The following is a 16,778-nucleotide window of genomic DNA, read 5'->3' on the forward strand; positions in this document are numbered from 1 at the left end:
CCCTATATTATTTATTTTCTAGAGCATTTATATAATTATTTATTATGCTTATTTGCTTTGTCCTTATGTTTAAATTTATATCTAATATTAAGTTTAATAAAATTATAGCTAGCGTTGTTACTTTAAATAAAAAAATTAAAAATACAAGAGATATTATAGATGTTATTCTCACATATAATACATTTTGATATTTAGACATTAGATAATTTTGAGCAGTTATGTATCCATCCCTTATTACAAAATAATAACATAAATATTTTATAGAAATTAAAATAGTACTTAAATAAACTCCATTTAAATTTATATTAAATATACTTAATAATTCTAAAACTATAATGTATATACAACATCCATAAAATACTTTTTTAGAACAACATACAAATCTAGAAAAAGATCTAAAATTTCTTATTACTTGGAATTTTTTCTTACTATTACCTTTTAGTATATTTATTTTTTTAACTAGTATTAAAGATATATAATATATACTAAATACTGTTCCAAATGGAAATGTTGATACAAAAAGGTAATATATAAAATCCATATACTCTTTATATGGAAACATATTTGCATATCCCCTGAACTCTTTCATAAAGCTATATCCTATTAAACTTGATGCATATATATCTATAAACACCATAAGTATAACTCCTAATATAGATCCATATACTAAGTCATCCATAATGCTAGTGTCTTTAACCATTAAGCAACCACATAAAATTCCAATCATTATACTTTGGCTTGCCCAAATTGCAGTACCTATATTGCCAAGTACTAGTCCAACTATAGTTAATGAAACTATTCCTGATAAAACTGTGTATTTAAAATCGCATTTTAAAAGCACTATGCAAAAAAATACAGGAACAACAAAATCCAAATAAATTGTATATCCAAAACCACTTCCAACTGCTAATATAGTACTGACTATAAATAAAGCAGATAACATTCCTGCCTCTGTCATTTTTTTAGTATTATTCATTATTGCCTCCTGTACATATTTAATTGTTAATTAAAACTATTTCATTATAATATAATAAGCTTTATTTTCAAATTTATAAACAATATTTTTATTTAATAAATCACATTATAATTATTTACATAAATAAAATTTATATAATTTAAATTCTTAACATTATAAAAAGCAGGATTTCAAGAAATTTAATCTTAAAAAACCTGCTTTATATATGAGTTTATTTGATCACTAAATTATATGTTGTATGCTGATGATTTTAATACATCAATTGCCTCTAAAGCTATTTCTTTATCATCAAAGTGGTGTTTAGTTGTACCTACTATTTGATAATTTTCATGACCTTTTCCTGATATCATAACAACATCCCCTACGTTTGCAAGTTCTATTGCTTTGTATATGGCTTTTTTTCTATCTTCTATCACAATAAAATTATCATTATTCGTATCTATACCTTTTAATATATCTTTTATTATAATACTTGGACATTCTGTTCTAGGATTATCTGAAGTTATTATGCTTATATCAGAATTTTCTTGAGCTATTTTTCCCATTATAGGCCTTTTTATTTTATCTCTATCGCCTCCACACCCTACAACAGTTATTATCTTTCCTTTTACAAATTCTTTAGATGTTTTTAATACATTTTCTAATGCATCTGGAGTATGGGCATAGTCTACAATAACAGTTAACCCCTCATCATTTTTAATATTTTCAAATCTACCTTTAACTCCAGGTGTATTTTTTAAAACCTCTTTAATAGTTTCTATATCAATATTTAAAATATAGCATGCACTTATTACACCTAATGTATTATATACTGTAAATTTACCTGGTATATTTACATAAATATAATCAGTATATGTTGGTGTCTTTAGTTTATAAGAAACTCCGTTTGGGTACAGCTTTATCTCACTTGCAGTAAAATCCGCATCAGAATTTATACCATATGTATATATTGGTGTGTTTAATTTTTTAATATTATTAAAAATTACTTTTCCACCTTCGTCATCTATATTTATAATATTTGCAATACTAGTTTTGTGAAATAATTTTTCTTTTGCATTTCTATAATCTTCTAAATTCTTATGAAAATCTAAATGATCCTCTGTTAGATTTGTAAATATACCTATAGAAAAGTTAACACTACCCACTCGATTTAAGGCCAGAGAATGAGAAGATACTTCCATAGCACAATACTTGCAATTATTATTTATCATGTCATTAAAATAGCTTTGTAAATCTATACTTTCTGGTGTAGTATTTTTTGATATTATTTCATTTTTACCATCATTTATATTTATAGTTCCAATTAATCCTGTTTGGGCTCTTTTACTTAAAATTTGTTTTAAAAATGTTGTTATGCTAGTTTTACCATTAGTACCTGTAACACCTATAACCTCTAATGTATTAGCTGGATTTTTATAAAAATTACAAGCTATTGTCGACATTCCTTCCCTAGTATCTTTAACTTTTATAAAAGTATAATTTTCTTTATCTTTAATGTCTATATCATCTTGTATTAAAAATGCTTTTGCACCTTTTTCAATAGCACTATTTATGTATTTATGACCATCACTATTAAATCCTTTTATACAAATAAACAAACTATTTTGTGTCACTAGCCTAGAGTCGTAATGTATATCACTTATATCTATATCCATATTTCCATCTATAGACATTATATTCAAATTTTCTATAAGCTTGTATAATTTCATTGTATAACTCCTTTCTTACTGTTAATAAAATATATTTTTAAAACTTGTGTTTTATGCTAGTTATTTGTATAATTTATTAATTAAAGTATTTATCTTGTGTAATATTCTTTAATTCTTCTAAATAACATTTAGATAATTTAATACCAATTTCCTTCTATATATTTATTAAATTTTGTCAATTTATTGATTGACATTTCATATAAAATCGTTTTATACTTAAATTAAGAGTTGCATATTTAATAGAAATGTAGATATTTGAAAATATCTTAAATATAGTCAGAAGACTTGTGTCTTCTGACTTTTTTGTTTCTATCTTAACTGAAAATAATGTTAACTTTTATTCTATATTCTACTTTCCCCAAAAGTAAGAATTGTACATATTTTAAAGATGGGTTAATCCCATCTTTTTCTTTTTTATATTATTTTTCTCTCATAATACTTTTAAAATATTTTTCATTTTCAATTACAATTTTATCTAGGGGGTTTATTTCCTGACACTTTTTATGGTGATAATATGATTTATATATATCATTTAATTCAAAATAGCATGCACATAGATTTAAATGAGGCTTAAATCTCCAGCATCCTAAATTAATACATTGTCTACAATCCTTTGGCATAGGTAAATTTAATATAACTTCATACCATGCTACTGCTTGAGTAAATTTTTTTTCTTTCTCAAAAGATTTAGCTATATTATAAATTATCTCGCCTCGAGGTTCCACATACTCAAAAGTTCTATAGAAATATTCTCTAGCCTTTTTCATCTCTTTTTTATACATATAACATTCCCCTATTTTACAAAGAGCATCTACAATTTCTTCCTCCCAAGTCTCTCTAGAAACAAACTCCTCCAATATATTTATAGCTTCATCAAACATTAGATTGCAATAAAGTTCTTTTCCATAGTAGTATAAGTCTCTATCACTAAACATATTTCCTAATTCTAAGTTTTTCTTATATATTCTTAAATTTCTATCATCTACACACTTTATTTTGTCATGTATTATTGATATATCACTATCTAATATATTTCCATCTATATCTATATATTCATGAATAAAGCCTATCCATTTAAAATTTCTATCTCTTTTTACCATCCTATTTCGTCTTGATATTATTTTAGGATTCCCATTTTCATCTATACACATATGAGTTTCCATAGTTATTGCATCAACATTATCATTTAAATTGTCTTTTAAATTTAATAACTTTTTTTGATTTAATTTATCTATAGTTTCATCTGCATCTAGCCATAATATATAGTCCTTTGTAGCTTTGCTAAATGAAAATTCTCTAGCTTTTGAAAAATCATCTATCCATTTAAAATTGTAAATATCTGATGTATATTTTCTTACTAAGTCTATAGTTTTATCCTTTGATCCTGTATCAACGATTATTATTTCATCAACTATCTTATATACACTTTCTAGACATCTAGATATAACTTTTTCTTCGTCTTTAACGATCATACATAGGCTTATTGTAGTCATGTTAATTACTCCTTACTTTTGTTTATTATACTTTAATGTATGATAAGACGACATATTTTGTTAAATCATATCTATATTAAAAATAAAATAGACTTTCCAATCACCATGAGAAACTGGTATTAAATTATCATATTCATTTGTATTAGATTTTGGATTATATTCATAAGCTTATCATAGTTGAACATATCACTTCTCAAACTTCTATATACAAATATTTTATCTATTAACATATTTCTCCACCTATAGTTTTTATGTCTTCTTTATATAAAGTGCAGGCCTCTATTGCTAGTTCTAGTCCTTTTGCAATTTCATCTAAAGACATATATGGAGTATTTTTCTTATCCATAACTTGAGAAGTAATATATGGTATGTGTATAAAACCACCTTTTATATTAGGATACTTTTTGTCTACCATGTATAATATTCCATACATGACATGGTTACAAATAAAAGTACCAGCTGTGTTATATACAGTCGCAGGTATTTTATTTTCATTTATATGTTTAACCATTGCCTTTATCGATAAGTTAGAAAAATATGCAGCTTGTCCTACAGATATAACTACGTCTGGATTATGCTTTTCAATCGCTTCTTCTGCTGGGTTTACTGGTTCTCCTCCAAATGGATCACAAATCCAGTTAATAAAACTTTCATTTTGCTACCTCCTGTAATGCTTATTTATCTTATTTTATAATTTTACTAAAATGCTAAGAAATACATTGCAAATATATGAAGTACTAATAAAACTATAGCAACTGGTGCTTGATATTTTATAACGTCATATTGCTTTCTCATTTCTAGAAGTGCTGCTGGAACTATATTAAAGTTTGCAGCCATTGGTGTTAATAATGTTCCACAATATCCAGCTGTTAATGCTAAAGCACCAACTATAGCAGGATTAGCTCCTTGAGCTAAAACAAACGGTATACCTATTCCAGCTGTTATAACAGCAAATGCAGCAAATGCATTTCCCATTATCATAGTGAATATTGCCATGCCTAGTACATACGCAACTACTCCAAAGAATCTACTATCTGCAGGTACTACTCCTGAAATTATATTTGATATTACTTCTCCAACTCCAGCTGTAGTAAATAGCGCTCCTAGAGCAACTAAAAGTTGTGGTAACATACTTGCAGGACCCATTTGTTGTAAAAGTCTTGCACTATCATCTACTGTTGTTGAAATTTTTGCTTTAGTTAACATAAATGCTGATATTAACGCTATTACCGCACCTGCTCCTATTGCAAATTGTGAAGAACTTCTATAAGCCTTTAGACCCATTGCAACTGCAACAGCTGCAAATGCCAATACTAATGATGGCCAGAATATCTTATTTCCAAGTTTTTCTGATTGTTTTTGACCAAATTCTTCACTTAGCATATCGTATTTTGCAAATACAACTTGCTTTGTAAGCGTTAGTAAACTTGATAATATTAAAATTAATCCTATTATATTAGCAGGTATTAATGTTCCAAATATAAATGGTATAGACATTAATATCCAAAATAATGCTGTTCCGTATTTTTTATTACTATCTATTGTCTTATATGACTTTATTGCAATAACTATCATTAAAAGGCCCATAAGAGCATAAAAAATTTCTAACGATATATTTATAAAGTTTTGCACGTCATTTCCCTCCTTATTTAATTATTTTTGTCCATATTTTCTTTTTAACTTTTTATCAAATAAGTAATTTTGAACTGCTGATACTAAAAACGATACCACAGCCATTATTATACTTACTTTAGCTATTTCTAATTCTGAAACTTTAAATCCTTGCTCCGATAAAGTTGAGGCTATAAGTAAAACTCCACTACTTCCAGCAAATAAATTTTGTCCATAGAAGTTACCATAATTCTCTGATGCAGCAGCTAATGCTTTTATAGCTTCTTCATCTCCTTCTTCTATTTCTTTATGTTTACTTATTGCAGCAGCTTGAGCCATTGGATTTACTAATGTTCTAACAAACTGAGGATGCCCACTCATTCTTATTGATAATACTCCAGCAATTTGTCTTATTAGCATATATATACTAAAAACTCCACCTGCTGTAAGCTTTCCTAAGCTCTCTATTAAATGTACTGCTCTTTGTCTTAAACCATATCTCTCTAAAATCCCTATTACTGGTAATGTTAATATGAATAATGATACAGCTCTATTAGCCACAAATGATTCACCTAAAATAGTAAGTATTTGGTTTATGTCTAAACCTGCTACTAAACCTGTAGCAAGATCTGCTACTAGTACTGTAAAAAGAGTTTCAATTTTAAAAATAAACCCTATCACAACAATTAAAACTCCTATAAGTTTTATCATAGTTTAATGCTCCTTTCGTTTTAACTTAATTTTATTCTTCCAAGATGCTTAACTTTGATTCAATTGAATCTGAAATCATTTGTATCTATTATACACTCTGTCGATTTTTGCCGTAAGTCCCGTTTTTTGTATATTAATTATTTTCTAAATTTTCTATATAATAAAAAGAGTGCCTTAATATTATTAAAACACTCTTAACTATTTGTTATTTACACATTTTTAGTTTTATTTTTTTATTAATTTTACATTAAAATGTTTTTGAAATTATTTATATATTCTTCACTATCTTTTACTAAAATTTCCAAGTCATATTTGCTATTATATATGCCTTTTATATTTTTTAAAATATCTAAAGTAGTATAAAGTATTTCTTTACTTGCACTTTCATATCCATTTTTCAAATCTTCTACTGTTTTATACTTTACTTCCTCTATAAAATCATCTACATCCTTTAATACATCTTTACTTTTTTGTTCTAACTTAACTTTATCATATATAGCTTTTGCTATTGCACCGCTTACGGTCCCTGCAATTAATAATGGAGGGCAATACATCATCAGTGCACTACCTATAGTAACAGACGCAGCAGATCCTCCTATCAAAGCACTATATAATGATACAATGCTTCCAGATGTTGCACCTATTACTGCTCCTGTTCCTACTACTGCGAGCATATCATTTATATTAGCTTTTTCACCTTGTAAATTAAAATTAGGGCTACTTAAGAATTCTTTTTTATAATTTATTTCATCAACGTATTTTTTTATGTTTTCATCAAGCTCCTGACTTACTTCTTTTATGCATTCACTCCATTCTAAGAAAAATAAATCATCTAATTCTATCTTTTTTTTATTAATAATTTCAGCTACATAGTTTTCATTTATATACAGATTTGCATCAGTTATATTTTCCTTTATCTTTTCTATTTCTTCATTGAAAAATACACGATTTGACCAATCATCAATCTCAAAATCCATTTTAGACTTTATATATTCAAACTTATTTTGAAGTATCTTTTCATATTTATTAAGCTCATCAATAGTAATAGATATTGATTTTATATAATCATGGTGATTTATTATTTCTTTCTGTATAACACCTTTAATTGATAGCTCTCTACTTTCTTTTTTTATATCATCACAATTTTCATATATATTTTGTATATATTTATTTAAATCATTAAAATTTTTTTTCAAATCTGTATAGTTAGATATTACTAAGTCATTATCTTTAGCTATTGCCTTTTTACTAATTTTCCCCTGATATTCTAAATAAGAAGATACCATAAAAAATTTATCCATATAAATCCCATACTCATCGTTTATATATTCTAATGTATCATTTTTATTTTTATCTAATAAATCACTTTTATTTATAACTCCTACAATAGGCTTTTTATATTCGCAAATTAAATCCAGTGCATCAGATATATCTTCCTGACCTAGATGAGTTGCATCTATTACAAATAAAATCAGGTCTGCATTTTTAATATATGACATAGTTTTTTCTTCATTTTGTTTTGTTATACTCTTAAGACCTGGAGTGTCTACTATGTTTATATTTTTTAAATAATCTAGATTTAATCTAACTTTAGTAACATATTTTTCTTTTGTTATATATGATTCTGAATCATAAATTACTTCTAATATATTGGATGTAGTTTCTAAAACATCAACTTCACTAACTTCACAGCCTAAAAGTGCATTTACTAAACTAGATTTTCCTGATTTAACTTCACCTACAATAACTATTTTTAATGGGTCTTCTTTATTATTTTCTATAGCTTTTATATTTTCTAACGTTTCATCTAATTTTTTATAAATTAAATTTTTAAATGGAAGGGAGTTTTCTTCTATTAGTTTTTTTCTAATAGGAGAATTTAAAAACTGTTCTTTTATATCATAAATATTAATTTTATTTTTTTCCAAGATTTCACCTCAAATCATTTAATATGTTTTCTATATCATTTAAGTATTCTATATGTTTTTTTATATTTGAATAATGAATATATTTTTTTTCAAATTCATTATTTTTGGTTTGATTTATGTCAAACTTTATTGCTTCAATTTTGTCGTTTAGTACTTCATTTATCTCATTCTTTAAACTATTGATGTTTTTATAGATTTGCTCTTTGAATAGTATCTCATTTGTTTGAGTTTCATAAGTTTTTTTAGAAATGAATTTATCCAAAATATTTTTATTTTGATGCACAGTTTTATAATCTGTATATATAGAACTACTTTTTGTATGATAGTTAATTATTATATTTTTACTTTTGGTAAAGTATATCTCTGTATCTACTTTATTTTGTTTGTGTTTTTTACTTAGATTTGCTTTCATTTGTGTATCTTCATATAATTTTTTTAATTCTATATTACATTGATTTTGCAATTTTTCTATATTATCTTTCAATACAGAATTAAATTTATCTATACATATATTGTTATTTTTTATGCTATCAAGATAATCATTTGTCGATATATATAATTTATTCAATTTTTTATTTATATCAAAATCAATTTGATTATATATAGACATATCATTATAAAGTTCTCGTTTATAACTATAGATTAAATTCATTACATTTATTCTCATAGTATCTAAATTTCTATATTTTGAAGCTATTTGATTATGCTCACATACCTTAGTAAAGTTATCATATATACTATTGTATAGTTCATTTATATTGCTTTTTTTTACTAATTCGTAATTATTAGTTAAAAAACCATCTAAAGCATATTTTGCTGAAATATATACTATATCTTCAAATTTATTTTTATATATCTCACTTATTCGTCTTCTAACTTTAGCTAGATTGGCTAAATTTTCTTTTTCAATTATATCTATTTTATTTACTACTGCTATTTTATTTTTCTTTGTTTTATATAACCTATCAATATCATTTATTTCATTTATTAATTTACTGGTTTCATTTGATACTATATTTGAAGCATCTATCAACCATATAACACCATCTGCTCTTTCATAATAACTTTTCATTCTATTTAATGTATTCTTTAATAAAGTTTGATTCAATCCAGGTGTATCTACAATTATAAAATCATTTAATATATCTCCCTTTTTTAAGTAATATTTAACTTGCTCTATATTGGACTTATATAAGTATTTGTGTTCTAACTTTACCTTGTATTCTTTAAGTTCTTTAGTACTTATGTCTTTGTTTTTTTTATATTCTTTTACCATATTAGCTATATTTTTTTTTGATTTCTTAAATTTATATTCTTCATTTTTCAAAATATATTTTCCTTTATCCACACTAATTATTTCTTTTTCCTTATCTGTATAATAAATCTCTATATTTTCATCATCTGACATTATAAATTCATCTAATTTCCATGTATTTGGAATATCATTTGTTTCAACTATATTTTGATTTAATAAAGCATTTATCAATGTTGATTTTCCATAATTTCCTGATCCTATAACAAATAATAGAAATGGATTTTTCAACTCCAAAACACTTTCTAATGTTTTTTTTACTTCTGCTTCTAATAGATTAAATAAATTTGATGTTTTACTTTCTCTTGATAAATCTATATCTAATTTAAGCATATCTAGTGATTGTTCTATATTCTTTATTATACTTATCATACGTGAAAGCTCTATTTGCCTACTTTCATACATACTTACCATTCCTTTTTAGCTTTACTATATTTAATTATTTATTTTACATTATATGAACAATTTATTTTTTCAAGACCTAAGTATCTTATTTTAGTTAATCTATTCACCTTGCAATATTTATAAATTCAATGTATAAATATTATATTAAGTATTCATATACTGTTACTGAAAGGAGATGTTTAATATGAAAAAAGCATCATCATTTATTGTTATAAATGCAATTTCTATATATTTAGTTTCATTGTTAATGGATAATATGTATATAGGATCTTTTAAATCACTACTTATTCTCACTTTAATATTTGGTATTTTAAATCTTACAGTAAAACCTATTATAAAGTTTTTTTCTTTACCAATAACATTTTTAACTTTAGGTCTTTTTTCTTTAGTTATTAATGGAGCTGTTTTAAAACTTGCATTTTCAATTGTTTCTGGAGTTCATCTAAGTGGGTTTATAAGTGCAATTATTGCATCAATATTATTGTCTATTGCAAATATGATCTTATACAGTGTACTTGGTGATGACTAAAAAGAAGAGGATAACCTCTTTTTTTTAATGTAATTTTTAAACTAATAATTATTGGGTAATAATAACTATAATACAATATAGTTTTTGGAGGTATTTTATGAGTTTTGCTAAGATAAGTGATCTTGATATAAATAAAGATAGTAGAAGTTTCGTAATTACATATAATTTTAATGCTAAAGAACTTTCTGTAATTAAAACGATTTGTAATTTATTAGGTATTAGAGATATAGAAATATTAACTAAACATAATTCAAATTCTAAAATTAAAGATATAATAAATAAACAATTAGATAATGGTGAAGAAGAAGGTATAAATCAGAAATCTTTAATTTTCAATAACATTGAATCAATTAAAGTAAGTGCTTTTATAGATAATTTAAAGAAATTTAGAATTAATAGACCTCTTATAGCATTTGTTACTGAAGACAATATAAATTGGAGTTTAAACACTCTTGTTTCTCATTTATTAGAGGAAAGAAATGCTTTAAAAACTAGAAAAACTGTTAATCATTAAAAATAGTCTCAAACTTATCATAAGTTTGAGACTATTTTTATTTAAATAAAATTTATTTTTTATAGTTTTTGTAAATTTAAAATATATTAGATGTTTTCTAGAACTTTTTGTGCTATCATTTATCTTAAGAAGAGTAAGTTTTAATTAATAAAAATGTTTTAGTTGTTTTAATCGACTTGGATGTCTTAATTTTCTTATTGCCTTAGCTTCGATTTGTCTAATTCTCTCTCTTGTTACACCAAATACTTTACCTATTTCTTCTAATGTTTTAGGTGTATCATCATCAAGACCAAATCTCATTCTAAGAACTCTTTGTTCTTGTTCACTAAGGCCAGTTAATAGTTCTTCTATTTTTTCGCGTAGGTTATTTTGTTCTACTTCATGCATTACTACATCACCAAAGTCTGCGTCTGATGGAATAAATTCAACTAAACTACTATCTTCATCTTCTTTTATAGGTGTATCTAAAGATACAACATTTTTATCTCTCTTTAATATATCTATAACTTTTTCTACTTCAAGGTCACATACTTCTGCTAGCTCATCTAAGCTAGGGTCTCTTTGAAGTACATTAGCTAACTCTTGTTTTTTTCTTTTAACAAAATTTATTCTTTGATGTAAATGTACAGGTATTCTAATAGTATTTTCACAGTCATCTATGTATCTTGTTATACTTTGTTTTATCCACCATGTAGCATAAGTGCTGAATTTATATCCCTTTTTATAATCGTACTTTTCTACAGCTTTTATTAATCCAATATTTCCAGCTTGAATTAAATCTAGCATATCTACACTTTCTTTTCTGTATTTTTTAGCAATGCTTACAACTAATCTATAATTGGCATTTATAAATTGTTCTTTCGCTTCTGGTGAAGAGTTAATTATTGCCTTTGCTAGTTCTACTTCTTCAACGGCTGATAGCATTTTGTACTCTTCAATTTCTTTTAAGTACATTTTCATTGCATTTGATGTGTTTGATGAGTCCCCATAAATATAATTTTCATAAGTATGTTCTTTTTTAGCCCCCATAATCTAACCCCTTCTATCCATATTAGTTTGTTAATCAAAATATTTAAGTATTTTTTAGCTTCATCTAATTCTATAATATGATTTCAATTACTGAAAAATACCATTCAATTAACTTAAATGTCAATAAGTTTATTTATCTATTATTCTACTTTACATTTCAAATTTCCTTCTTTTTTTTATAGTTTTTTTTTTGGTAATTTATTGTAGTAAATTTTGATTGATTTTTCAACTGTTTTTTTATTGAAATATAGTATATTTTTTAATTTTTCAAAATTTTATTTATATATCTATCTAATATTTAAAAATATTTTTTTGTTATCCAATTATTTATATCATATATAGCAATATCATACTTTAAAAGTACTAGAATATTCTTATAAAAAAGAAAAAAAGACTGCAAGATGCAGTCTTTTTTCCTCGAACGACGTTATAAACCCCTCTATTAACAAATCCTTAGCGTTTGCCCCAACACTTACGGTTTTTTATAGAGAATCTTTAACCATTTAATAATACCACCATTAAAAAATATAGTCAAGTTTGTATATTTTTGTATTTTTACTAGTGCTTACAACCACAATCGTCTCCACATCCACAGTCATGTCCTTCTTCATGTCCACCACAACATTCATGTCCTTCTTCATGATGATGATTTTCATGTTTTTCTGCTAATTCTTCCATTTTAAAGAATTCCTCTACCATTGTATCATAAGTTGGTAATGCTGCTTCAGTATCATATTCTTCTCCTGTCCAATCTGCATACATCATAGCATCACCATTAGTTAATACTAATCTTCCTGCCATAGTCATATTGTCTACATCTTCTAGGAAATCTATTTGTTTTTGTACAACTTCGCCTTCTAATTTTATATCTTCATCCATACATTGCACTATCATAACTGGTGCATAATAGTCTTCTTTATCTTTAACGTTAACAACTACATCTAGTACACCTTCTGCACCTTCTTCAAATTCAGATAATGCTACATCTGTATCTATCATATCATGTGGAACTAATAAGTCCTCCATTAAATACTTTATAACTCTTTCTTTTACTAATTGTTTTGACATAGTAATTCTCCTTTCAGTTTCTAACTATTTGTTGTCCAAACTTTTCCTCTTTATAGTATACCACATTTACAATTTTTTCAATCTTTCAAGTAAAAATAATCATAAATATAAATTATTTTTACCCATTATTTTTTTTAATACTCACTTTATGTTATCTTTAATCCTATTTTATTGATAGGTTATATAAAGTTAAAATTATCAAAAAGCTTTAACTAAATTTTTAATACTTAGAAATATGATTTCAACATATCTTTTCGACTTAATTTTATATTTTTTTTATTTTAAAGTAATTTAAGTATCACACTTTTCCACTCTAATTAATAAATTATATTAGAGAGTTTTTCTCTCTAATATAACCAAGTATTGGAGGAATATAAATGGGTATACCTTGTGCAAAACAACCCCTTATTGTTGAATTTAAAGGTGGTATAACAATTAATTATCCTATGGAATTTAATCAAGATACTCGAGACTTTTTAGTTACTCAAACAGGATTTCCTATAGACAAACTAGGAGTAGCTTTAAATACATCTGACCTTGTCCTTAAAGTTGAAGAAGTTATAGAAAAATTAGATCCACCTATAGACATACCAGTAAATTGTAATCCTAAAGGATCTATATCAGTTAGTGATGTTACAGTTAATCAAGTGAGTGTTCATGGAGCTATACAATTTGTGGCTAATGCTGATTTATTTGACGATAATACAATTCCTACACCTACAGGTGTAAATTTAGCATGGCCTGCAACTTCAGGTACTATCTATATAGATAAAACACTTTTATCTTACACTGATAATTTAACTGATCAATATAATTTAAGTGTTGCATTAACTGATTTACAGCTTGATTCTGCTAGAAACGAGGGAGATTCAAATCTTTACGTATTTGTTATAGCTGGAACTTTATCTATTGAAGCTATAAAAAAATAATTTAATCAAAATTACTATATATTTGACATAAATATATGTCATAAAAATATAAAAAGGAGATGTTAAAATGGCTTTTCAAAAAGAAGTTCCTATATATCTTCAAGTTCGAAGATCTGTTTTTCAAAATATAGGCATAAATATTACAGACCCATATGATTATACACAAGTTGTTCCCTTTGTGACTTGTTTTATTAATACTGTAAAAGATCAGTATTTTAAGGTTTGTGTTAATGAAGCAACTAAAAGCTATGATTATAATAACCCAGACTGTAAATTACAAAAAGTAAAAGTTTATTATAAATTAGATGAACTTCTAGTTGGAGGTGCCTCTCCTTATAATCCAGTTTTATATGCTTCAAATAAAGGTTTACTTGCAACTAGTTACGAATTCACAGGTATAGAACAAAATCTAGGATGTTATCCTGTGGGTACAGCGCCTATAACTCCTACTAATTTTTCTCTGGTTTTTAAGCCATATAGTGAATCTGATCCTAATGATCCTAATAAATTCATAGTTTATGAATTAATGGGACCTGAGCCTCATCCATTTATAGTATTAGATAATGCACCTGGATACGATGCAATTAGCTTCGTTGCAGATGATGAAACTGCTCCACCAGCTACTGTTTCTGGTTATTATATATTTAGAGTTTGTCCTTTAGTTGAGATACAAGTAAACCCTTAAATTACAACAAAGCTGTCTAAATTAGACAGCTTCTTTATTTGCTAAATTGACTATTATATAAGTCAGCATATACACCACCTTGAGCCAATAGTTCCTCATGATTTCCTTTTTCTATAACATTACCATCTTTCATAACTAAAATTATATTAGCATCTTTTATAGTAGATAATCTATGTGCAATAACAAAGCTCGTTCTACCTTGCATCATTTTATTCATAGCCCTTTGTATATTTATTTCTGTTCTTGTATCAACACTACTTGTAGCTTCATCTAGTATTAATATTTTAGGATTTTTAAGCATAGCTCTAGCTATAGTTAATAATTGCTTTTGTCCTTGAGAAATATTAGATGCCTCTTCATTTATTTCAGTATCATATCCTTTTGGTAATGTTCTAATAAAATGGTCTGCATTTGCAGCTTTAGCTACAGCTATGATATGTTCATCAGTAGTCTCCTTATTACCATATCCTATATTTTCCTTTACAGTTCCTTTAAATAACCACGTGTCTTGAAGAACCATTCCAAACATATTCCTTAGATCTTCTCTTTTCATTTCTTTTATATCTACTCCGTCAATTAAAATCCTACCTCCATTTAATTCATAAAATCTAAGTAGTAAATTAACTAAAGTAGTTTTTCCTGCTCCTGTTGGTCCAACTATAGCTACTGTTTGTCCAGGAAGTACATTTATATTCATATCATCTATTAATATATGATCTTCTTCGTATCCAAATTTAACATGTTCAAATTCTACCATTCCTTGTGGATTTTCTATTTTTTTACTAGGCACTGGATCTTTGATCATTTCTTCCTCATCTAAAAGCTCAAACACTCTTTCGGCTGATGCAACTGTAGATTGTATTATATTTGCAATATTTGCAGTTTGGCTTATCGGTTGAGCAAATTGTTTTGAATATTGTATAAATGCTTGTATATCTCCAATTTGTATTTTACCACGTGTTACAAGTATACCTCCTATAACAGATACAAATACATATCCTAAATTATTTGTAAAGTTCATAACTGGCATCATTATGCCAGACATAAATTGAGCTCTCCATGCAGCTGAATACAAATCTTCATTTATATTTTTAAATGTATTTATAGAGTTGTTTTCTCTGTTAAAAGCTTTTATAACGTCATGTCCTGTATACATTTCCTCTACATGTCCATTTAACTCGCCTATAACCCTTTGTTGTTTTATAAATTGCCCTTGAGACCTTTTAATTATTGGTCTTACAAATATTACACCTAGTGGTAATGTTACAATTGTTACTAATGTCATAAGTGGGCTTATAGTTAACATCATAATTATTACTCCAATTATAGTAACAATAGATGTTATTAACTGAGTTATACTTTGTTGTAGTGTAGAACTTATATTGTCTATATCGTTACTAACTCTGCTTAAAAGTTCACCATGAGTATGAGCATCAAAAAACTTTAATGGTAGCTTATTTAGCTTGTCATAAACATCTTTTCTCATATCATATACGGTTCTTTGCGCTACGATTGCCATTATATATTGTTGAACATAGCTAAACACACTACTTATAACATATAGTACTATTAATAATATTAATATTTTGCCTATATAATTAAAATCAATAAAAGCTCCAGGAACACCTTTAACTTTCATCATTATTCCTTCAAAAATTTTAGTGGTAGCTTTACCCAATATTTTAGGACTTATTATAGAAAATATTGTACTTAAAATAGCAGCTATAAAAACCAGCATAATACTTTTTTTATAGTGTTTTACATACCCTAGTAATCTTTTTAATGTACCTTTAAAATCTTTTGCTTTATTAGTTGGAATTGCACCTCTCATTGGTCCACCAATACCAGCTGGCTTTAGTTGCTTATTTTCACTTGCCAT

At 26.0% G+C, this 16,778-nt stretch carries 15 protein-coding genes; 4 read left to right on the plus strand and 11 right to left on the minus strand.

The annotated features are described in order from the left end of the window. Positions 1 to 7: 7 nt before the first annotated feature. The 8 genes from NWE74_RS05425 to NWE74_RS05460 all read right to left on the minus strand — a co-directional run bounded on the left by NWE74_RS05425 (position 8) and on the right by NWE74_RS05460 (position 10,145). Positions 8 to 976 carry a DUF2232 domain-containing protein gene (locus NWE74_RS05425; protein WP_258242217.1) on the minus strand — a complete coding sequence of 323 codons (969 nt, stop codon included), beginning with the start codon at positions 974 to 976 and terminating at the stop codon, positions 8 to 10. Between the two features lie 227 nt (positions 977 to 1,203). Then, positions 1,204 to 2,685 (minus strand): UDP-N-acetylmuramoyl-L-alanyl-D-glutamate--2,6-diaminopimelate ligase, encoded by a 1,482-nt coding sequence (locus NWE74_RS05430; RefSeq protein WP_258242218.1) that lies wholly within the window; start codon positions 2,683 to 2,685, stop codon positions 1,204 to 1,206. Between the two features lie 419 nt (positions 2,686 to 3,104). Continuing rightward, positions 3,105 to 4,178: a glycosyltransferase gene (locus NWE74_RS05435; protein ID WP_258242219.1), complete on the minus strand. Its 1,074-nt coding sequence runs from the start codon at positions 4,176 to 4,178 to the stop codon at positions 3,105 to 3,107. 223 nt (positions 4,179 to 4,401) lie between these two features. After that, positions 4,402 to 4,689, minus strand: a complete 288-nt coding sequence (locus NWE74_RS05440) for a hypothetical protein (protein ID WP_420330181.1) — start codon at positions 4,687 to 4,689, stop codon at positions 4,402 to 4,404. A 188-nt stretch (positions 4,690 to 4,877) separates the two neighbouring features. After that, on the minus strand, positions 4,878 to 5,810 hold the full coding sequence (locus NWE74_RS05445; protein WP_258242220.1) for a DUF979 domain-containing protein: 933 nt from the start codon (positions 5,808 to 5,810) through the stop codon (positions 4,878 to 4,880). A 21-nt stretch (positions 5,811 to 5,831) separates the two neighbouring features. Beyond that, complete coding sequence (locus NWE74_RS05450) at positions 5,832 to 6,500, minus strand: DUF969 domain-containing protein (protein WP_258242221.1); 669 nt, start codon at positions 6,498 to 6,500, stop codon at positions 5,832 to 5,834. A gap of 242 nt (positions 6,501 to 6,742) precedes the next feature. Further along, complete coding sequence (locus tag NWE74_RS05455) at positions 6,743 to 8,428, minus strand: dynamin family protein (RefSeq protein WP_258242222.1); 1,686 nt, start codon at positions 8,426 to 8,428, stop codon at positions 6,743 to 6,745. Positions 8,429 to 8,432: 4 nt separating this feature from the next. After that, positions 8,433 to 10,145, minus strand: coding sequence for a dynamin family protein (locus NWE74_RS05460; RefSeq protein ID WP_258242223.1), 1,713 nt, complete (start codon positions 10,143 to 10,145; stop codon positions 8,433 to 8,435). 184 nt (positions 10,146 to 10,329) lie between these two features. On the opposite strand from NWE74_RS05460, the gene NWE74_RS05465 reads away from it, so the two are divergent. Both NWE74_RS05465 and NWE74_RS05470 read left to right on the plus strand, forming a co-directional pair. Continuing rightward, positions 10,330 to 10,674 carry a phage holin family protein gene (locus NWE74_RS05465; RefSeq protein WP_258242224.1) on the plus strand — a complete coding sequence of 115 codons (345 nt, stop codon included), beginning with the start codon at positions 10,330 to 10,332 and terminating at the stop codon, positions 10,672 to 10,674. A gap of 97 nt (positions 10,675 to 10,771) precedes the next feature. After that, positions 10,772 to 11,188, plus strand: a complete 417-nt coding sequence (locus tag NWE74_RS05470; protein ID WP_258242225.1) for a DUF3783 domain-containing protein — start codon at positions 10,772 to 10,774, stop codon at positions 11,186 to 11,188. Positions 11,189 to 11,332: 144 nt separating this feature from the next. Here the strand turns inward: NWE74_RS05470 and NWE74_RS05475 are convergent, their stop codons facing one another. Together NWE74_RS05475 and NWE74_RS05480 are read right to left on the minus strand one after the other, a co-directional pair. Then, positions 11,333 to 12,217, minus strand: a complete 885-nt coding sequence (locus NWE74_RS05475; RefSeq protein ID WP_092723100.1) for a sigma-70 family RNA polymerase sigma factor — start codon at positions 12,215 to 12,217, stop codon at positions 11,333 to 11,335. 558 nt (positions 12,218 to 12,775) lie between these two features. After that, the gene (locus NWE74_RS05480) at positions 12,776 to 13,285 is read right to left on the minus strand and encodes a type I restriction enzyme HsdR N-terminal domain-containing protein (RefSeq protein ID WP_258242226.1); all 510 of its coding nucleotides are present in this window, start codon (positions 13,283 to 13,285) and stop codon (positions 12,776 to 12,778) included. Positions 13,286 to 13,662: 377 nt separating this feature from the next. Between NWE74_RS05480 and NWE74_RS05485 the strand changes: the two genes are divergently transcribed. Both NWE74_RS05485 and NWE74_RS05490 read left to right on the plus strand, forming a co-directional pair. Beyond that, positions 13,663 to 14,214: a hypothetical protein gene (locus NWE74_RS05485; protein ID WP_258242227.1), complete on the plus strand. Its 552-nt coding sequence runs from the start codon at positions 13,663 to 13,665 to the stop codon at positions 14,212 to 14,214. Between the two features lie 67 nt (positions 14,215 to 14,281). Further along, the gene (locus tag NWE74_RS05490) at positions 14,282 to 14,899 is read left to right on the plus strand and encodes a hypothetical protein (protein ID WP_258242228.1); all 618 of its coding nucleotides are present in this window, start codon (positions 14,282 to 14,284) and stop codon (positions 14,897 to 14,899) included. A gap of 34 nt (positions 14,900 to 14,933) precedes the next feature. Here NWE74_RS05490 and NWE74_RS05495 read toward each other — a convergent pair whose 3' ends face one another. Continuing rightward, positions 14,934 to 16,778, minus strand: a complete 1,845-nt coding sequence (locus NWE74_RS05495; protein WP_258242229.1) for an ABC transporter ATP-binding protein — start codon at positions 16,776 to 16,778, stop codon at positions 14,934 to 14,936.

Source organism: Romboutsia lituseburensis, from assembly GCF_024723825.1.
In the GTDB taxonomy this organism is placed as follows: Bacteria; Bacillota; Clostridia; order Peptostreptococcales; family Peptostreptococcaceae; genus Romboutsia_F; species Romboutsia_F lituseburensis_A.